General features: G+C 68.5%; 18 protein-coding genes. 14 read left to right on the plus strand and 4 right to left on the minus strand.

Annotation, left to right across the window (positions count from 1 at the left end):
• Positions 1-25 precede the first annotated feature (25 nt).
• Together QTH87_RS19530 and QTH87_RS19535 are read right to left on the minus strand one after the other, a co-directional pair.
• The gene (locus QTH87_RS19530; RefSeq protein WP_286611637.1) at positions 26-982 is read right to left on the minus strand and encodes a TauD/TfdA dioxygenase family protein; all 957 of its coding nucleotides are present in this window, start codon (positions 980-982) and stop codon (positions 26-28) included.
• 41 nt (positions 983-1,023) lie between these two features.
• Positions 1,024-2,040: a CysB family HTH-type transcriptional regulator gene (locus tag QTH87_RS19535; RefSeq protein WP_286611638.1), complete on the minus strand. Its 1,017-nt coding sequence runs from the start codon at positions 2,038-2,040 to the stop codon at positions 1,024-1,026.
• A 279-nt stretch (positions 2,041-2,319) separates the two neighbouring features.
• Here QTH87_RS19535 and QTH87_RS19540 point away from each other — a divergent pair, with 279 nt between their 5' ends.
• Positions 2,320-2,961 (plus strand): peroxiredoxin, encoded by a 642-nt coding sequence (locus QTH87_RS19540; protein WP_286611639.1) that lies wholly within the window; start codon positions 2,320-2,322, stop codon positions 2,959-2,961.
• A 98-nt stretch (positions 2,962-3,059) separates the two neighbouring features.
• Here the strand turns inward: QTH87_RS19540 and QTH87_RS19545 are convergent, their stop codons facing one another.
• Positions 3,060-4,385 (minus strand): LLM class flavin-dependent oxidoreductase, encoded by a 1,326-nt coding sequence (locus tag QTH87_RS19545; RefSeq protein WP_286611640.1) that lies wholly within the window; start codon positions 4,383-4,385, stop codon positions 3,060-3,062.
• A 195-nt stretch (positions 4,386-4,580) separates the two neighbouring features.
• Between QTH87_RS19545 and QTH87_RS19550 the strand changes: the two genes are divergently transcribed.
• From QTH87_RS19550 to QTH87_RS19580, 7 genes are all read left to right on the plus strand, one after another.
• Positions 4,581-5,609 (plus strand): sulfonate ABC transporter substrate-binding protein, encoded by a 1,029-nt coding sequence (locus tag QTH87_RS19550; RefSeq protein WP_286611641.1) that lies wholly within the window; start codon positions 4,581-4,583, stop codon positions 5,607-5,609.
• A gap of 22 nt (positions 5,610-5,631) precedes the next feature.
• Positions 5,632-5,835 carry a hypothetical protein gene (locus QTH87_RS19555; RefSeq protein ID WP_286611642.1) on the plus strand — a complete coding sequence of 68 codons (204 nt, stop codon included), beginning with the start codon at positions 5,632-5,634 and terminating at the stop codon, positions 5,833-5,835.
• An 8-nt stretch (positions 5,836-5,843) separates the two neighbouring features.
• Positions 5,844-6,812 (plus strand): aliphatic sulfonate ABC transporter substrate-binding protein, encoded by a 969-nt coding sequence (locus tag QTH87_RS19560; RefSeq protein ID WP_286611643.1) that lies wholly within the window; start codon positions 5,844-5,846, stop codon positions 6,810-6,812.
• 21 nt (positions 6,813-6,833) lie between these two features.
• The gene (locus QTH87_RS19565) at positions 6,834-8,126 is read left to right on the plus strand and encodes an O-acetylhomoserine aminocarboxypropyltransferase/cysteine synthase family protein (protein ID WP_286611645.1); all 1,293 of its coding nucleotides are present in this window, start codon (positions 6,834-6,836) and stop codon (positions 8,124-8,126) included.
• A gap of 64 nt (positions 8,127-8,190) precedes the next feature.
• Positions 8,191-9,534 (plus strand): LLM class flavin-dependent oxidoreductase, encoded by a 1,344-nt coding sequence (locus tag QTH87_RS19570; RefSeq protein WP_286611646.1) that lies wholly within the window; start codon positions 8,191-8,193, stop codon positions 9,532-9,534.
• Between the two features lie 115 nt (positions 9,535-9,649).
• Positions 9,650-10,594 (plus strand): sulfurtransferase, encoded by a 945-nt coding sequence (locus QTH87_RS19575; RefSeq protein ID WP_286611647.1) that lies wholly within the window; start codon positions 9,650-9,652, stop codon positions 10,592-10,594.
• A 62-nt stretch (positions 10,595-10,656) separates the two neighbouring features.
• Complete coding sequence (locus QTH87_RS19580; protein WP_286611648.1) at positions 10,657-11,799, plus strand: YeeE/YedE family protein; 1,143 nt, start codon at positions 10,657-10,659, stop codon at positions 11,797-11,799.
• 72 nt (positions 11,800-11,871) lie between these two features.
• Here the strand turns inward: QTH87_RS19580 and QTH87_RS19585 are convergent, their stop codons facing one another.
• Complete coding sequence (locus QTH87_RS19585) at positions 11,872-12,987, minus strand: aryl-sulfate sulfotransferase (RefSeq protein WP_286611649.1); 1,116 nt, start codon at positions 12,985-12,987, stop codon at positions 11,872-11,874.
• Between the two features lie 289 nt (positions 12,988-13,276).
• Here QTH87_RS19585 and QTH87_RS19590 point away from each other — a divergent pair, with 289 nt between their 5' ends.
• The 6 genes from QTH87_RS19590 (at position 13,277) to QTH87_RS19615 (ending at position 19,179) form a co-directional block, all read left to right on the plus strand.
• A complete protein-coding gene (locus QTH87_RS19590; RefSeq protein ID WP_286611650.1) occupies positions 13,277-13,624 on the plus strand; it encodes a hypothetical protein in 348 nt (115 codons plus the stop codon).
• 127 nt (positions 13,625-13,751) lie between these two features.
• Positions 13,752-14,330 carry an FMN reductase gene (gene msuE, locus QTH87_RS19595; RefSeq protein ID WP_286611651.1) on the plus strand — a complete coding sequence of 193 codons (579 nt, stop codon included), beginning with the start codon at positions 13,752-13,754 and terminating at the stop codon, positions 14,328-14,330.
• An 85-nt stretch (positions 14,331-14,415) separates the two neighbouring features.
• Positions 14,416-15,666: an SfnB family sulfur acquisition oxidoreductase gene (locus QTH87_RS19600; protein ID WP_286611652.1), complete on the plus strand. Its 1,251-nt coding sequence runs from the start codon at positions 14,416-14,418 to the stop codon at positions 15,664-15,666.
• A gap of 1 nt (position 15,667) precedes the next feature.
• On the plus strand, positions 15,668-16,960 hold the full coding sequence (locus QTH87_RS19605) for an SfnB family sulfur acquisition oxidoreductase (RefSeq protein ID WP_286611653.1): 1,293 nt from the start codon (positions 15,668-15,670) through the stop codon (positions 16,958-16,960).
• 16 nt (positions 16,961-16,976) lie between these two features.
• Positions 16,977-18,392, plus strand: coding sequence for an LLM class flavin-dependent oxidoreductase (locus QTH87_RS19610; RefSeq protein ID WP_286611654.1), 1,416 nt, complete (start codon positions 16,977-16,979; stop codon positions 18,390-18,392).
• Positions 18,393-18,405: 13 nt separating this feature from the next.
• Positions 18,406-19,179, plus strand: coding sequence for a ferredoxin--NADP reductase (locus QTH87_RS19615; RefSeq protein ID WP_286611655.1), 774 nt, complete (start codon positions 18,406-18,408; stop codon positions 19,177-19,179).
• The last annotated feature ends 10 nt before the right edge of the window (positions 19,180-19,189 follow it).

The raw sequence follows: 19,189 nt of genomic DNA on the forward strand, positions 1-19,189 counted from the left end.
AGACGATGCGATGAAGCGGGCGGCCTCAGGCGGTCGCGGTGATGAGTTCGTCGATGTGCGCGTCGTTGGTGGCTTCGGGCCGGCTGCGCGTGCGGCTGCGCTGGCCGTCGAGCGCCACCGCGGTCTCGCCGTGCACCGTCACGCGGCGTACCAGGCGCGGCTGGCTGCCGTAGTCGTTGATCGCGAAGTGCTGGGTCGCGCGGTTGTCCCAGATCGCGACGTCGTCCTGGCGCCAGTTCCATCGCACCGTGTTCTCGAGCCGGGTCACGCGGTTCTGCAGCAGCTCGAAGATGCGCGCCGATTCGCTGCTCGTGAGGCCGACGAGCTTCTTCACGAAGTGGCCGAGCAGCAGCGCGCGCTCGCCCGAAACCGGATGCACGTGCACCACCGGATGCTCGGCCTCGTAGACGGCCGACACGAAGACCTTGCGGTGATGCCGCAGCCGTTCTTCCTCGACCACCACGCGATCGGCACCATAGTCGTAGTCGTTGCTGTGAACTGCCCACAGGGTGTCGGCAAGCTGCTTGAGCTGCGCCGGCAGGCGCTCGTAAGCGACGGCCGTGTTGGCCCAGACCGTGTCGCCGCCGTAGGCCGGGATCGTGACGCCGCGCAGGATCGATATCTTCGGAAAGGCATCGACGAAGGTCACGTCGGTGTGCCAGGAGTCGGCACGGCCGCCGCCCTTGGAAGCGTCGAGCTCGAACAGCTTGGTGCCCTGAGGTGCCGGCACGGTCGGATGGGCCACGGTGCGGCCAAAGCGCGCCCCGAAGGCCTGGTGCTCCTGGTCGTCCAGGTGCTTCTGGTCGCGGAAGAACAGCACCTTGTGCTTGACCAGCGCGGCGTTCAGCTGCTCGATGACGTCGGCCGACAGGTGGCTGCCGAGGCGGATGTCCTGCACCTCGCCGCCGATGTTGCCGGCCACGCGCCGGATGCGCAGGTCGCCGATGCTGGTGTCGAAGGCGGATGGTTTCTCGTGGCTCATCGTGGGTTCTCCTCTGGAATGAAGGTTGATCGCCGGCGGCATCAGTGCCGCGGCGAGGTGGCGCCATCGGCGCCCGGTGCATGCGCGAGCAGCTGCGCCAGCGCGGAGCGCGGCACCGGCGCGCTCTCGTCCTCGCTGCTGCCCTGGCCCAGTGCCTCGTCGATCGTGGCGCGGTCCAGCGTCGGGGCGAAGGCCTCGATGAAGGCATAGACGAAGGTGCGCAGGTAGGCGCCTCGCCGCACCGCGACTTTGGTCAGGTTGATGCCGAACAGGTGGCCCGCGTCGACCGCGCGCAGCCGCAGGTCGCGTTCGGCCTCGAAGGCGATGCCCGCGACGATCCCTACTCCCATGCCGAGTTCGACGTAGGTCTTGATGACGTCGGCGTCCATTGCGGTGATCGCGAGGTCGGGCTTGAGGCCGGCCTCGGCAAAAGCCTGGTCGATGCGCGTGCGGCCGGTGAAGCCGCTGTCATAGGTGACGAGCGGCCAGGCGGCGAGGCGCTCGATGGTCAGCGGGCCGTCGAGCAGCGGATGGCCGGGCGGCGCGATCACCGAATGGGTCCAGCGAAAGCACGGCAGCGCGACCAGCTGCGGATAGTCGCCGAGCGCCTCGGTGGCGATGCCGACGTCGGCCTCGCCGTCGAGCAGCATCTGCGCGATCTGCTTGGGAGAACCCTGCCGCAGGTGCAGCTGCACGTTGGGGAAGCGGCCGCGGAATTCCTGCACCGCGATCGGCAGCGCATAGCGGGCCTGCGAATGGGTGGCGGCGATCGACAGCAGACCCTCTTCCTGCGCGAGGAACTCCTGACCTGCCTGGCGCAGGTTCTGGCTCTCGAGCAGGACCTTCTCGATGATCGGCAGCAGGTGGTCGCCGGGCGCCGTCAGGCCGGTCAGGCGCTTGCCGGACCGCGCGAACAGCGCCAGGCCGAGTTCGTCCTCGAGTTCACGGATCTGGCGGCTGACGCCCGGTTGAGAGGTGTGCAGCACATGGGCCGCTTCGGTGAGATTGAAGCCGCATCGAACGGCTTCGCGCACGGAGCGCAACTGTTGGAAATTCATGGAGGCCAGAAAGAGGAAGCTGTGCCGGAGGCACTCGGCGGCCGATTCTGCGGGCCTCGATTCGAATTGCGAACGAACGAATCGTTGCTACCAAATAAGCGAATGATCTTTGGTTCGTCGTCGTCGACTCGTTATTCGCAATCCGGATATCGATGCGCGAAGATCGAATGACGGATGGGCTCCGAACGAGGCATAACCAAATAACAAGGCAGTCGTTGCGGGAGGCGCCGGCTGTTCGGAGAATGCCGCTTCTCTTTTAATTCTTTCCCTGGAGATGCAATGGCCACCCTTCGACTCGGCGACACCGCCCCGAACTTCACGCAGGAATCCAGCGACGGTGCGATCGATTTCTACCAATGGGCGGGCAACGACTGGGTCGTGCTGTTTTCGCATCCGGCCGACTTCACGCCGGTGTGCACCACCGAGCTGGGCAAGACCGCCGCGCTGTCGGGAGAATTCGCAAGGCGCGGCGTGAAGCCGATCGCCGTCAGCGTCGACCCGGTCGACAAGCACAAGGATTGGATCGCCGACATCAACGAGACCCAGAAGACGACGGTCAACTTCCCGATCCTGGCCGATGCGGATCGCAAGGTGGCCGACCTCTACGACCTGATCCATCCGAATGCCTCGACCACGGCGACCGTGCGCAGCGTCTTCATCATCGATCCGAAGAAGACGATCCGCACCACCATCACCTATCCCGCGAGCACGGGCCGCAACTTCGACGAGATCCTGCGCGTCATCGATTCGCTGCAGCTCACCGACAGCCACAAGGTCGCCACGCCCGCGAACTGGAAGTACGGCGACGACGTCGTGATCATCCCGAGCCTGCAGGACCCGGCCGAGATCGCCGAGCGCTTTCCCAAGGGTTTCAACGCGGTGCGGCCCTACCTGCGGCTCACGCCGCAGCCGAACAAGTAGGCAACGGAATCAAGGAACCGAATCTCTCGTTGGAAGTGAGGTGTCTCCTCGTCGTGAACAACGACGTTCATGGGCCTTCGGGTCCATTTTTTTTGTCGCTAGGCAAAGAACTGGTTCTCGGGACGTGGCAGGCCCAGGTTCTCGCGCAGGGTGCGGCCCTCGTACTCGCGGCGGAAGAGGCCGCGCCGCTGCAGCTCGGGCACGACCTTCTCCACGAAGGCATCGAGCCCGCCGGGCAGCCACGGGAACATGATGTTGAAGCCGTCGCAGCCCTCGGCCTCGAGCCATTCCTGCATCTGGTCGGCGATGGTGTGCGCGGTGCCGACGAAGGCCAGACCGCCGTAGCCGCCGAGGCGCTGCGCGAGCTGGCGCACCGTGAAGCCCTCCCGCTCGGCCAGCGCGATCACGCGCTCGCGGCTGCTCTGGCTCGCATTGGTCTGCGGCACCTCGGGCAGCGGCGCATCGGGATCGAACTTCGAGGCGTCATGGCCGAGCGCGATGGAGAGCGACGCGATCGCGCTGTCGTAGTGGACGAGGCTGTCGAGCCGGGCCCGTATCGCGCGCGCCTCTTCCACCGTGTCGCCGACCACCACGAAGGCGGCCGGCAGGATCTTCAGATGGTCGCGCTCGCGGCCGAGTGCGGCCAGGCGGCCCTTGACGTCGGCATAGAAGCGCTGCCCCTCCTGCAAGGTGCCGTGGGCCGCGAAGATGACCTCTGCCGTCTCGGCGGCGAGCTGGCGCCCGGCCTCCGAGGCGCCGGCCTGCACGATCACCGGCCGCCCCTGCACCGGCCGCGCGATGTGCAGCGGGCCGCGCACCGACAGGTAGGTGCCCTTGTGGTCGAGCCTGTGCAGCCGCTGCGGGTCGAAGAAGAGGCCGCTTTCCGGGTCGCGGATGAAGGCATCGTCGGCCCAGCTGTCCCACAGGCCCGTGACCACGTCGTGGAACTCGCGGGCGCGCGCGTAGCGCTCGTCGTGCGCCATGTGGTCGTCGCGGCCGAAGTTGAGCGCCGCGTCCGGGTTGGAGGTGGTGACGATGTTCCAGCCGGCCCGGCCGTTGCTCAGGTGGTCGAGCGAGGCAAAGCGGCGCGCGATGTGAAACGGTTCGTCGAAGGTGGTGGACGCGGTGGCGACCAGGCCCAGGTGCTCGGTGTGCTGGCTCAGCGCCGAGAGCAGCGTGAAGGGCTCGAAGGAGCTGACCGTGTGGCTTCGCTGCAGCGCCTCGATCGGCATGTTGAGCAGCGCCAGGTGATCGGCCATGAAGAAGGCATCGAAGCGGGCGCGTTCCAGCGTCTGGGCGAAGCGCTTGAGGTGGGCGAAGTTGAAGTTGGCGTCGGCGAAGGCTCCGGGATAGCGCCAGGCGCCCGTGTGGATGCTGACGGGGCGCATGAAGGCGCCCAGCTTGAGGTGGCATGGGGAGGGCATTGCGCCTTGTAAGCGATGCCCCCCGAGCCGCCAAAGACCGATTTCTTCGAAGCTCATGACGCACTCGTCCGAGCCGTTCGAGCGGCTCCAGCCCGCTCATTTGGCTATATGCAAGTGAATTTACGGTCGTTCCTCTTTTGTCGATCCGTTTCGACAATCGCCTGCGTATTCACCTTCAGATATCCAGGAACTCCAATGTCCACCTTTCCAACGACCGACTTCGAGATCGACCGACCGGGCCGCCCTCTCTGGAAGTCCTTGCGCGATCTCGTGCTGGTCACCGTGGTCGTCAGTGCCATTGCGCTGATCGTCGGCTTCCTCACGGCCACCTCGGCGCATGCGCAAGCCACCAAGGGCGAACTGCGCATCGGCTATCAGAAGTCCGCCAGCCTCTTCGTGCTGCAGAAGGCGCAGGGCACGCTCGAGAAGAAGCTCGCGCCGCTGGGCTTCGGCGTGAAGTGGGTCGAGTTCCCGGCCGGCCCGCAGCTGCTCGAGGGCCTGAACGTCGGCGCGGTTGACGTCGGCTACGTGGGCGAAGCGCCACCCATCTTCGCGCAGGCCGCCGGCGCCCGCTTCGTCTACATCGGCCACGACCCGGCAGCGCCGCGTGCCGAGGCGATCCTCGTGACGAAGGATTCCCCGATCAAGTCGGTCGCCGACCTCAAGGGCAAGAAGGTTGCGCTCAACAAGGGCAGCAACGTGCACTACCTTCTCGTGAAGCAGCTCGAGAAGAACGGCCTCAAGCTGAGCGACATCCAGCCGGTGTACCTTGCGCCGGCCGATGGTCGCGCAGCCTTCGAGAGCAAGAACGTCGATGCCTGGGTGATCTGGGATCCGTTCCAGGCTGCCGCCGAGAAGGCAACCGGTGCCCGCGTGCTGGCCGACGGCACTCCCGATGTCGTGAACAACTACCAGTACTACCTGGCCGAGCGCAACTTCATCGCCAAGAACCCGAAGGTGATCGATGCGCTGTTCGAGGACTCGGTGACCCAGGGCATCTGGCTCAAGAAGAACCTGCGGCAGGCGGCTGAGATCATCGCGCCGCTGCAAGGCCTGCCGGTGGACGTGGTCGAGCTCGCGCTGCGACGCTATGAGTTCAACGTGAAGCCGATCACACCGGCAGTCGCCGCCGACCAGCAGAAGATCGCCGACACCTTCTTCGACCTGAAGCTGATCCCGAAGGCGATCAGGGTCGACGAAGCGATCGTGTTGCCCAAGCCCTGATCCCGAGGCAGCGAGGATTCCCATGACATCCGATACCGCGCCGACGACCATCGAGCACGCCCGCCGCGTGATCGCGCAGACCCTTCTGGCCTGGCAGATCGCGCCGGCCTCGGCGCATGAAGTGGCGCGCCGTGCGCCGCACGGCCACGTGCCCATCCGCATGCTGCGGCGCCTCCGGGCGGCCGCGGTGGCCTACAGCCGACCCGTGCTCGCGCATTCCTGGTGACAACGAAGATGAAGACACTCTCCCGGCGCGTTGCGCTCCTTTCGGTCGGTGCGGGTCTGGTCACGGCTGCTGCGGGCGCCCGCGCGCAGGCCGGCCAGACGGTGCGCATCGGTTTCCAGAAATCGTCCACGCTGATCGCTGTGCTGAAGGCGCAGGGCACGCTGGAGCGCGATCTGGCGCCGCTGGGCGTCAAGGTCAGCTGGCACGAATTCACCAGCGGGCTGCCGCTGCTCGAGGCGCTCAACCTCGACAACCTCGACTTCAGCGCCGATGTGGCCGATACCGTCCCGGTGTTCGCGCAGGCCGCCGGCGCGCAGCTCACCTTCGTGGCCAAGGAGGCGCCTTCGCCGACCGCCCAGGCGATCGTGGTGCGCGCCGATTCGCCGCTGCGCGCGCTGGGCGACCTCAAGGGCCGGAAGATCGGCGTCGCCAAGGGCTCGGGCGGTCACTACCTGCTGCTGGCCGCGCTCGACAAGGCCGGCGTCCCGCTCAAGGAGGTCGAAGTGGCGTACCTGACGCCGGCCGACGGCCGTGCCGCCTTCGAGAAGGGCGCCATCGATGCCTGGGTGACATGGGACCCGTTCTTCGCGGCGGCTCAGCGCCAGGCCGGCGTGCGCGTGCTCGCCGACGGCACGGGCATCGCTTCCTATCAGCGCTACTACCTCGCATCCACCAAGTTCGCGCAGGCCCGCCCCGACGTGCTGCGCGTGATCTACGCCGCCCTCGACAAGGCCGGAAAGTGGGTCAAGCGCAACCCCCGCGAAGCGGCCGAGCTGCTGGCACCCGTGTGGGGCCTCGACGTTGCCACGGTGGAGCAGGCCAACGCCCGTCGCAGCTACGAGGTGCGGCCGGTGGTGGCGAGCGGCCTCAGCGAGCAGCAGCGCATCGCCGATGCCTTCTTCGCCGAGAAGCTGCTGCCGCGGCGGGTCGATACCCAGCAGGTGGTGCTGTTCCAGCCGGGCGCCGCTGCGCCCTGACCCCTCCAACGAAGAGCAACGATGTCCAACGACGCAAGCAACTGGAAATTCGAGACCCTCTCGGTGCACGCGGGCTATTCGCCCGAGCCCACCACGCGCGCCGTGGCGCCGCCGATCTACCAGACCGTGGCCTACGCCTTCGACAGCGCGCAGCATGGCGCCGACCTGTTCGACCTCAAGGTGCCGGGCAACATCTACACCCGCATCAACAACCCGACGCAGGACGTGCTCGAGCAGCGCGTGGCGGCGCTCGAGGGCGGCATCGCGGCGCTGGCGCTGGCCTCGGGCCAGGCGGCCGTGACCTATGCGATCCAGACCATCGCCGAAGCCGGCGACAACATCGTCAGTAGCACGGCGCTCTACGGCGGCACCTACAACCTGTTCGCCCATACGCTGCCGCAGTTCGGCATCACGACGCGCTTCGCCGACCACCGCGATCCGAAGAGCTTCGAGCCACTGATCGACGCCGGGACGAAGGCCGTGTTCGTGGAATCGCTCGGCAATCCGGCCGGCAACATCACGGACATCGCAGCCATCGCGGAGGTCGCCCACCGCCATGGCGTGCCGCTGATCGTCGACAACACGGTGCCCTCGCCCTACCTGAGCCGGCCGATCGCGCATGGCGCGGACATCGTCGTGCATTCGCTCACCAAGTACCTCGGCGGCCACGGCACCAGCATCGGCGGCGCGATCGTCGATTCGGGCAAGTTCCCCTGGACGCAGCACAAGGAGCGCTTCCGGCGCCTCAACGAACCCGACGTGAGCTACCACGGCGTGGTCTATACCGAGGCGCTCGGACCGGCTGCCTACATCGGCCGCGCACGCGTCGTGCCGCTGCGCAACACAGGCGCGGCGATATCTCCCTTCAATGCCTTCCTGATCCTGCAGGGCATCGAGACGCTGGCACTGCGCATGGACCGCATCAGCAGCAACGCGCTCGCCGTGGCGCGTTTCCTCCAGCGAAGCGAAGCCGTGAAGTGGGTCAACTACGCAGCGCTCGAGGATCACCCGGACCATGCGCTCGCGCAGAAGTACCTCGGTGGCAGGGCCAGCGGCGTGCTGACCTTCGGCATCGGCAGCGGCCGCGAGGGTGGCGCGAGATTCCTCGACCGCCTGAAGCTGTTCACCCGCCTGGTCAACATCGGCGACGTGCGCTCGCTCGCCACCCATCCGGCATCGACCACGCACCGGCAACTCGGCCCTGACGAACTGGCGCGTGCCGGCGTGACCGAGGACACCGTGCGCCTGTCGGTCGGCATCGAGCACATCGACGACCTGCTGGCCGATCTCGAGCAGGCGCTGGCCGCGGGCTGAGCGCCCGGTCGTCGCGCGCTCGTCCTCTTTACCTGAAGGGCCGCACGCGGCGGTCCCCGACTCCATGACTTCTTCTCGCAAGCAAATGCACCTGGGCGCCTTCTTCTTCGGCGTCGGCCACCACCTCGCGGCCTGGCGCCACCCGGACGTCGATCCGGGCGCGGCCAGCCGTATCGAGTCGCTGCAGCAATGGATCCGCATCGCCGAAGAGGCGAAGTTCGACGCCATCTTCTTCGCCGACAACGTCGGCCTGCCCGGGCCGCCCGACGAAGTGGTGACGAAGAACGCGCTCTGGTATCCGCTCGATCCGCTGATCACGCTGGCCGCGCTGTCGCAGGCCACCACGCACATCGGCCTCGTGGCGACGGTCTCGTCGACCTACCTGCCGCCCTATCACCTGGCGCGCAAGTACGCGTCGCTCGACCAGGTGAGCCACGGCCGCAGCGGCTGGAACCTCGTCACCTCGGGCAGCGACTTCGAGGCCCGCAGCTTCGGGCTCGACCAGCAGCTCGCGCATGCACACCGCTATGCCAGGGCCCATGAGTACGTGAAGATCGTGAAGGGCCTGTGGGACAGCTGGCAAGACGATGCCTTCATCCACGACAAGGCCGCCAACCGCTTCTTCGATCCTGCGAAGCTGCATCGCGTCGCGCACGAGGGGGAGCACTACAAGCTCCACGGTGCGCTGCAGACGCCGCGTGCGCCGCAGGGCTACCCGGTGCTGGTGCAGGCCGGCTCGTCGGGTGACGGCCAGGACCTGGCGGCGGCCACGGCCGAGGTGGTGTTCACGGCCCAGCAAAGCGCCGAGGAGGCGAGGGCGTTCTACAGCGGACTCAAGGGAAGGCTCGCGGCCCATGGACGCACGCCCGATCAGCTCAAGATCCTGCCCGGCATATCGCCCTTCGTCGGCCGGAGCCAGCAGGAAGCGCAGGAGAAGTTCGAGCAGCTGCAGGGACTGATCGATCCGGTGCTGGGCATCGGCCTGCTGTCGACTTTCCTCGGCAATGTCGACCTGACGCGCTACGACGTCGATGGTCCCTTCCCGCAGGACCTGCCCGTGACCGAGGGCTGGAAGAGCCGGCAGGAACTGTTCGCGGGCATGGCCCGGCGCGACGGCCTGACGATCCGCCAGCTCTACGAGAAGGTGGCGGGCGCGCGCGGCCACTGGACCCTGGTCGGCACGGCCGAGTCGATCGCCGACCAGCTCGAGCACTGGTTCACCACGGGAGGGGCCGACGGCTTCAACGTGCTCGCGCCGACGCTGCCGCACGGCCTGACCGATTTCGCGCAGCTGGTGATTCCCGAGCTGCAGCGGCGTGGCCTGTTTCGCACCGAGTACCAGGGCCGCACGCTGCGCGAGCACCTGGGTCTCGTGCGGCCGGCCCATCCGGTGCATCCGGCGGCCTAGCGGGGTCGGCCAGCGCTCCTTTTTCGCATGTGCATATCGGAATTGCGTCGTTGGTCGTCGTTGTTCCGATTCGTAGAGTTCCGTTGCATTTCATTTCCCAACCCTGGAGCCAACCATGTCGATCCTGCACAAATGGCGGTCTGCCGCCTTCGCCAGCCTCGCCTTCCTCGCCCTTGCACCCTCCGCATTCGCACAGGCCGCAGGCGACGGCAGCGGCCCGCTGGTTTCCACCGAGTGGCTGGACAAGAACCTCAAGAACCCCAATCTCCGCGTGATCGAGGTCAGCGTGAATCCCGGCCTGTACGAGCGCGGCCACGTGCCCGGTGCGGTCAACTTCTCGTGGCACAACGATCTCAACGATCGCGTGCGGCGCGACATCGTGAGCCAGGCGAACTTCGAGAAGCTGCTGTCCGCCGCGGGCGTTTCCAACGACAGCACCGTGGTGCTCTACGGCGACAACAACAACTGGTTCGCGGCCTGGGGCGCCTGGGTGTTCGAGCAGTACGGCGTGCGCAACGTCAAGCTACTCGACGGCGGGCGCAAGAAATGGGAGGCCGAGGGCCGCGTGCTGGAGACCCGCACGCCCGACGTCGTCGCCACCAACTTCAAGGTCACGCAACCCAATCCGCAACTGCGGGCGCGCCTGGTCGACGTACTGGCCGTGGCCGAAGGCCGCAGCGACGCCAAGCTGGTCGACATCCGCTCGGCCGACGAGTTCACGGGCAAGATCTTCGCGCCGCCGGGCGCGGCCGAACTCGCGGTGCGTGCCGGCCACATCCCGACCGCCGCCAACGTGGCCTGGGGCCGCGCGGTGAACGAGGACGGCACCTTCAAGTCGCCCGCCGAACTCAAGGCGCTCTATGCAGGCGTGGGCATCGACGGCAGCAAGCCCGTGATCACCTATTGCCGCATCGGCGAGCGCTCCAGCCACACCTGGTTCGCGCTGACCAAGATCCTCGGCTACAACGTGCGCAACTACGACGGCTCCTGGACCGAGTACGGCAACGCGGTCGGCGTGCCGGTCAACAACCCGAGCGGCACGATCTGGGCCTCGAAGTAACAACCGCGCCGCGCGCGCCGGTCGAAGGCTGGCGCGGCCTCACCGCGTCGCTCGCGATCACCGTGGCGGTCTGCATCGCGGTGCAGCGCCTCGGCGATGTTTCCGGCGGCCGCGCGCTGGCCTTTGCGCTCGGGCTCGGCGCGGTGCTCGGCGTGGTGCTGCAGCGTTCGCGCTTCTGCTTCTACTGCCACGCGCGCGACTACTTCGAGCGCAACGACGCTCGCGGCCTGCTGGCCATCGTCGCCGCGCTGGCGGTAGGGACCGTGGGCATGCACGTGGTGATGACGGGCTGGCTGCCGGTGCCGCTGCCCGGGCGACTGCCGCCCGATGCGCACATCGGCCCCGTGAGCTGGGCACTGGTGCTGGCGGGGCTGGCCTTCGGCCTCGGCATGGTGATCTCCGGCTCGTGCATCAGCGCGCACTGGTATCGGCTCGGCGAGGGATCGCCCACGGCGCCCTTCGCGCTGGTCGGCGCCGCGGCCGGCTTCCTGCTGGGCTTCAACACATGGAATGCGCTCTACAGCGCCACCATCGCGACCGCGCCCGTGGTGTGGCTGCCGCAGCACCTGGGCTATGCGGGCTCGGCGGCGTTGCAGATGGCGGTGCTTGGCCTGCTCGCCGCCTGGCTGTGGCGACGGCTGCCTGCGCACGATGCGGCCGATGCGGGGGCACCGCCGCCGCGCGCCTCCAGCTTCATCGGCGCGCTCTCGAGCCTGCGCGTGGGGCGCTGGCCCTATGCCTGGGGTGGCGTTGCGGTGGGGGCGATCGCGGTGCTGGTCGTGCTGCGGCTGAAGCCGCTGGGCGTCACCTCCGCAATGGGCAGTGCCGCACGCGCCTGGGGCGATGCGCGCGACTGGCTGCCGGTGCGGCTGGAGGGCCTGGACAGTTTCGGCGGCTGCGCGACCGCCGTGGCCGAGCAGCTGTGGCAACTGCCGAATGCGTGGCTGGTCGCGGGCATCGTGGCCGGGGCCTGGGCTGCGGCGCTGGCTAGCGCGCAGTTCCGGCCGCAGCGGCCCACCTGGCGGCAGGTCGGGCGCGGCCTGGGCGGCGGCGTGCTGCTCGGCTGGGGCGCGATGACCGGCCTTGGCTGCACGGTCGGCAACCTGCTTTCGGGAACCATGGCCGGCGCCCTGTCGGGCTGGGTCTTCGGCGCCGCGGTGCTGCTGGCGGTGTGGGGCGGCCTGCGGCTGCGCTGGGGCGCCTGAGGCACCTGCGGAGACCGAGGGGGTGCGCGGCGGGCCATGCCGGACCGCCCTGAGAGGCGGCCGCGTTGCGCGTCAGGCCCGCAACCAGGGCAGCTGCTCGCGCGTGTACCGGTGGCTCTGGAAGATGCTGTTGAGCCGGCCCGGGCCGGTCTTGCGCGCGGCCGCGTCGGGGTACTCGGCAAACCACGGGATGATGTATTCCCACACCACTTCGCCGTCCCGCGTGACCTCGAACAGCCGGCCCGTGGCCGACTCGGTGACGTGGGTGTTGCCGTTCGGCAGGCGCTGCGCGTTGCCCATGAACGCCGAGTAGAAGGCATTCACCATCTCGTCGGCATAGGACCACACGACGGCATGGGTGGCCGGATCGATCTCCAGCACGCGCGAGAAGGCCACATGCGCGCCGCTGCGGAAGTTGCCGTTGTCGAAGGTCAGTATGTTGCCGTTCGCCAGCGCCACCGGTGCATGCTGGTGCGACACCACGCTCGGCGGAATATGCAGCCTCACCGTGCCCGAAGCCTTGTCGACGCCGATGATCCCGGAGGTGGTGCGCAGGCTCATCAGCACGCGGCCTTCGGCATCGACGTCGAGCCCGTTGACCAGCGGCCAGTGGTAGCGCCCGAAACCCGGATGGATGGGAAAGTCGGCCGGATCGAGGTGCTCCCAGGCCTTCCACTCCCAGACCAGCTGCCCGGCCCGGTTCACCTCGCGGATCACGTCGCCGTACATGACTTCGTCGGGGCCGTGCGCGGTGCCGCCCGGCACGCGATCGGCGAAGCCGGGCGGTACCGGGTCGCAGGCCGCATACAGCAGGTTGCCATTGGCCAGCCAGCGCGCGTCGTGGTGATGCGCGGGATCCTCGAAGTGCCACACCACCTCACCCTCGGGCGTGACCTCGGAGAAGTCGCCGCCATGCCACATCGACCAGGGCGCGTAGCGATCGGGCGAGTCGGCATGGTTGCCGTTGTAGCCCAGGTTGCCGTTCGGCAGGATCACCGCATGGCGGCCGGCGCGCAGCGGCATCTTCCATTCGTGGGCGACCCGGCCCTCGATGTCGATCAGCCAGACATGGCCGTTCGCGGTCTGCGGAGCGATCAGGGTGTAGCCGCCCGCGGACAGGACGGGGTCGTGGGCGATGAGGCCGACGCCGCGGCGGCGCTGGGTGATCTGGTCGACGGTGGTGCTCATGGGTGCTGTGCGACTTCAGTGGACACGCGGAAAGCCGTGGCGTTCTGCCAGCAGACCGAGGTCGCGGATGCGGCGGGTGCCGGAGACGCGATTCTTCGGGTGGGCCGGCTCGCAAGGCAACGAAGGCTTTCGCGAATGCTTAGCAGCTGTTCGCGCTGGACGGGACCCGAACTTGCGAATATGCAAAGTCGGATTCGGTCCTTCGGCCGCAGCGGCGGACCTTCTACGATCGCGTGGCTCGCACGCAGCCGAGCCTCGTTACACCGCACAGACCATCACCGGAGTCACCATGGGCGTTCTTGCCGTCTTCGATCGCCAGGGTCGCTGGGGCGACACGCATGTGTGCGATCTGCGCATTGCGCAGCACCTCGCCCCTGTGGGCGTGAGCTGGTACCCGGTGGGAAGCGAGTCGCCCGCGCGGGCCGTCGACGATGGCGTACAGCTTTTCTACCTGCGCGTCGATTCCGGCCACCTCGGCGTGCTGTGCGAGCCGGGCGAGTGGGTGGCGCCTGCGCCCGGCGCAGGCGCGGGCGTGCTCCTGCATGAAGCCCTGCAGGCCCCGCCGGGCTTGCCCGCGATCGACGACTTCATCGCCCACATGCTGGTGCTGACGGGGCATTCGGACGACGACGACTGACGGCGTCCATCGGCGCCGGGCCGGGGCATGCCGCACAAGCCGCATATCGATAGCCGAAATGCTTCTATCCGATGTCGGCGAAACCCGCCCGGGCGGCTGCACAGTTCTCCCTTTGACATTTCCGACCATGGCCCAGAAGCTCAAGATCGTCGCCGTCTCCGGCGGCCTGCAACGCCCCTCCCGAACCCTTGCGCTGGTCGAACAACTGCTGGAAGGATTGACCGACGCCGTTCCCGCGGACGTGCGGCTCGTCGAACTCGGCGCGATCGTTCCCCGGTTCGGCCACATCGTCCAGCGCCCGCAGCTCCCGGCCGAGATCGAGGCGATCCTGCGCGACATCGAGAGCGCCGACCTGCTGCTGGTGGCCAGCCCCATCTACCGCGGCAGCTACACCGGCCTCTTCAAGCACCTGTTCGACTTCGTGCACCACGAGGCGCTCGTCGACGTGCCGGTGCTGCTGGCCGCCACCGGCGGCAGCGACCGGCATGCGCTGGCGATCGATCACCAGCTGCGCCCGCTGTTCAGCTTCTTCCAGGCCCACACGCTGCCGATCGGTGTCTATGCGACCGACAAGGATTTCGTCGACTACCAGGTCGGCAGCGAGGCCCTCCGCGCGCGAATCGCGCTGGCGGTGGAGCGTGCGGTGCCGGTGCTCCGCCAGCGCAGCCAGCGTGCCGTCAGCGCGCCGTTGCTGGCCCTGATCTGAACCGAAGCCTCGCCGCGGCCCGCCCTCGTGCACGCGCCGGCCGTTGCCCCGGCCCGCCCTTCCTCATACACGCCCCGCCCGTCCCATGTCCGATCCTTCGCCCGACCGTGCGTCGACCCCTTCCGAACGCAGGCCGCGCCCTCTCGACCCCGCGCGCGTCCGGCGCATCGCCAACGACCAGCAGGCCCTCGATGCCGCGCGCGAACTCGCAGCGCTGTTCGCACCCGGCGCCTCCGAGCGCGACCGCACGCGCCGCCTGCCCTGGGATGAACTCGACCGCTGGTCCGAGAGCGGCCTGGGCGGAATCACCGTGCCGCGAGCGCACGGCGGCGCCGACGTCTCGTACGCGACCCTGGCCGAAGTCTTCGTGATCCTGTCGGCGGCCGATCCGGCGCTGGGTCAGATTCCGCAGAACCATTTCGGCCTGCTTGGCGTGTTGCGCGAGATCGGCACCGAGGCGCAGCAGCGGCGCTTCCATGCCGAGGTCCTCGCCGGGCAGCGCCTGGGCAATGCGGGGCCCGAGCGACGCTCGGCGACCATCCTGCAGGGGGAGACGCGCCTGCGTGCCACGCCCGATGGGCTGCGCCTCACCGGCGAGCGCTTCTACTCGACCGGAGCGCTGTTCGCCCACCGCGTGCCGACGCGCGCGCTGGACGACGAAGGCCGCGCAGTGCAGGTCTGGGTGCCGCGCGATGCGCCGGGCCTGAGCGTCATCGACGACTGGACCTCCTTCGGCCAGCGCACCACGGCCAGCGGCTCGGTGCGCTTCGAGGCGGTCGCGATCGACCCCGACGACGTGCTGCCGATCTGGCAGCTCGCCGATCGGCCGGGCCTGTTCGGCCCCAATTCGCAGATCGTGCAGGCCGCCATCGACCAGGGCATCGCGCAGCAGGCGATCGCCGATGCACTGGCCTTCGTGCGCGAGCGCGCGCGGCCGTGGGTCGATTCCGGTGTCGAACGGGCCGCGGACGACCCCTACATCATCCAGGACGTCGGCCGCCTGGAGGTCGACCTGCATGCGGCGCACGAGGTACTGCTGGAGGCCGGCCGGACCCTCGACCAGATCGCGAGCGAGGCGGTGACGGCCGAGTCGAGCGCGCGCGCGTCGATCGCGGTCGCCGAAGCCAAGATCCTGACGACGCAGATCGCGCTCGACGCGACCGAGAAGCTGTTCGAACTCGGCGGCTCCTCGGCAACGCGCGAGGCGCACAACCTCGGCCGTCACTGGCGCAACGCGCGAACGCATACCTTGCACGACCCGGTGCGCTGGAAGGCCCATCTGGTGGGCAACTACCTGCTGAACCGCGTCCCGCCGCCGCGACATTCCTGGAACTGACATGACGCTCGAACTTCCGATCCGGCCGGAGAAGACGCAGACGCACGCGCGGGCCCACTCGCCGGCCGAAGCCGTCGATCCGGCACCCGCCGCATCGCCCGCGCACCCCCCGCTTCGCATCCGCGACGATGCGCAGGCACTCGAGATCGCGCGCGCGCTCGCCGCCGACTTCGCGCGCGATGCCGTGCTGCGCGATCGGGAGCGACGCCTGCCCTGGGACGAGCTCGAGCGCTTCACCGCGAGCGGTCTCTGGGGCATCACGGTGCCGCGCGAACACGGCGGTGCAGGGGTTTCCAACGAGACGCTGGCGGAGGTGATCGCGCTGATCTCGGAGGCTGACGGCTCGCTGGGCCAGATTCCCCAGAACCACTACTACGCCCTCGAGGTGCTGCGGGTCGGCGGCAGCGAGGCACAGAAGGCCTTCTTCTATCGACGTGCGCTGGATGGCGAGCGCTTCGGCAATGCGCTCGCCGAGATCGGCCACAAGGACTTCAGGCGTCGCACGCGGCTGACGACCGAGGGGCCCGACGGCTGGCGTATCGACGGGCGCAAGTTCTACTGCACCGGCGCGCTGTTCGCGCACTGGATTCCCACGCTGGTGACGACCGAACAGGGCGGGCGCGACGTGACCCTGCTGGCCTTCGTGCCGCGCCGCGCCCCGGGTGTCTCGATCGTCGACGACTGGGACGGCTTCGGCCAGCGCCTGACCGGCAGCGGCACCGTGAGCTTCGACGGCGTGTCGGTCGATGCATCGTGGGTGGTGCCGTTCCTCGCGTCATTCGAACGGCCGACCACGATCGGCCCCTTCGCCCAGCTGCTGCATGCCGCCATCGACCTCGGCATCGGGCGCGGTGCGCTCGCGGCGACCCTGGCCTTCGTGCTCGAGCGGGCGCGGCCCTGGATCGACGCCGGCGTGCAGAAGGCCAGCGAGGATCCGCTCCTGATCCGCCAGGTCGGCGAGATCGCAGTGCGGCTGCGGGCGGCGGAAGCGCTGGTGCGCCGCGGCGCGCGCTTCGTCGCCACGGCACAGCGCGCGCCCACGGAGGACAGCGTCGCGGCCGCGTCCGTCGCGGTGGCGGAGGCGCGCGCGCTGACCACCACGGCATCGCTGGACGCGGGTACGCGCCTGTTCGAGCTTTCGGGCACCGGCGCCACGCTCGACGGGCAGGGGCTCGACCGCTTCTGGCGCAATGCGCGCACCCACACGCTGCACGATCCGGTGCGCTGGAAGTACCACGCGATCGGCAACTACTACCTCAACGACCGGCTGCCACCGCGTCACGGCGCGCTGTGAACCGCGGCACCTCACCATGAGCGCAAGCAAGCAGATCCTCCTCAACGCGTTCAACATGAACTGCGTCGGCCACATCAATCACGGGCTCTGGACCCATCCCCGCGACGAGTCCACGTCCTATCTCAGCATCGAGCACTGGACCGGCATCGCGCGCACGCTCGAGCGCGGGCTGTTCGACGGCCTCTTCATCGCCGACATCGTGGGCGTGTACGACGTCTACCGCGGCAACGTCGACGTGACGCTGCGCGAGTCCATCCAGCTGCCGGTCAACGATCCTATGCTGCTGGTCTCGGCGATGGCAGCGGTGACGCAGCACCTGGGTTTCGGCGTCACAGTCAACCTGGGCTACGAGCTTCCCTATCTGCTGGCGCGCCGCTTCTCCACGCTCGACCACCTGACGCGCGGGCGCGTCGGCTGGAACATCGTGACCGGCTACCTCGACAGCGCCGCGCGCGCGATGGGCCTTTCCGAACAGCTGCCCCACGACGAACGCTACGACCGCGCCGACGAGTACCTCGAGGTGCTCTACAAGCTCTGGGAAGGCAGCTGGGAGGATGGCGCCGTGCGGCGCGACAAGGCCACCCGCATCTACGCCGATCCGGCCAGGGTGCATCGCGTGCAGCACCATGGCCGCTACTACCAGGTCGACGGCTACCACCTGGCCGAGCCTTCGCCGCAGCGCACGCCGGTGCTGTTCCAGGCCGGCAGCTCGGGGCGCGGCCAGCGCTTCGCGGGCCGCCATGCCGAGTGCGTCTTCATTTCGCCACCCGACAAGGCGGCAGCGAAGAAAAGCGTCGATGCGCTGCGCGCCCAGCTGGTGGCGGCAGGGCGGCGGCCCGACGACGTCAAGGTGTTCGTCGGCGCGGCGGTGGTGACGGACTCGAACGAGCGCCTGGCCCGCGAGAAGTACGAGGACTACAAGCGCCATGCCAGCCGGGAGGCGGGCCTTGCGCACTTCGCGGCCAGCACCGGCGTCGACTATTCCCGCTACGACCTCGACGCGCCGATCGCCTACGGCCAGGCCAACGCCATCCAGTCGGCTGCCCGCACCGCCGAGCAGCGCGGCTGGACACGCCGTCAGCTGCTCGAACTCTTCGAGCTCGGTGGCCGCTACCCGGCCATCGTCGGCAGCGCGGCCCAGGTGGCGGACGAGCTGCAGTCGTGGATCGCCGAGACCGGGGTCGACGGCTTCAACCTCAGCCGCACCGTGGTGCCCGAGAGCTACGAGGATTTCGTCGACCTGGTGGTGCCCGAACTGCAGCAGCGCGGTGTCTACAAGACGGCCTACGCGCCGGGAACCTTGCGCAGCAAGCTGTTCGGCGAAGCCGATCGCCTGCCCGCACGCCATGTGGGCGCGTCCTTCCGGCGCACCGGCGCCGGGACCGCCGAGGCACGCGAGGCGGCCGCAAGCGCTGCGGCATCCGTCGCATGAAGGATCCACACTTATGAGCGCATACAGCGAAGAACGCGTCCTGAGCGTCCACCACTGGACCGACCGCCTGTTCACCTTCACCACCACGCGCGACCCGGCCCTTCGGTTCTCGAACGGCCACTTCACGATGATCGGCCTCCGGGTCAACGACAAGCCGCTGCTGCGCGCCTACAGCATCGTGAGCCCGAACTACGAGGAGCACCTCGAGTTCCTGAGCATCAAGGTGGAAGACGGCCCGCTCACCTCGCGGCTGCAGCACATCCAGGTCGGCGACACCATCATCGTGGGCCGCAAGCCCACCGGCACGCTGCTGATCGACTACACGCTGCCGGGCAAGCGCCTGTACCTGTTCGGCACCGGCACGGGCCTGGCGCCCTTCATGAGCGTGATCCGCGACCCCGAGACCTACGAGAAGTTCGAGCAGGTCATCCTGGTGCACGGCGTGCGCCAGATCGACGAGCTGGCCTACCACGACCTGGTGACCGACCACCTGCCCAAGCACGAAATCCTCGGCGAGATGATCGAAAAGCAGTTGCTCTACTACCCGACCGTGACGCGCGAGGAGTTCCGCAACATGGGCCGCATCACAGAGCTGATCGAGAGCAACAAGCTCACCGACGACCTCGGCCTGCCGCCGCTCAATGCCGCCGAGGACCGCGTGATGCTGTGCGGAAGCCCGGGCCTGCTGGTCGACCTCAAGCACCTGCTCGAGGCGCGCGGCTTCAAGGAAGGCAACACCTCCACGCCCGGCGACTTCGTGGTCGAGCGCGCCTTCGCCGAGAAGTAGCCGCGCTTCG

This window comes from Variovorax jilinensis (assembly GCF_030316885.1).
Lineage (GTDB): Bacteria > Pseudomonadota > Gammaproteobacteria > Burkholderiales > Burkholderiaceae_C > Variovorax > Variovorax jilinensis.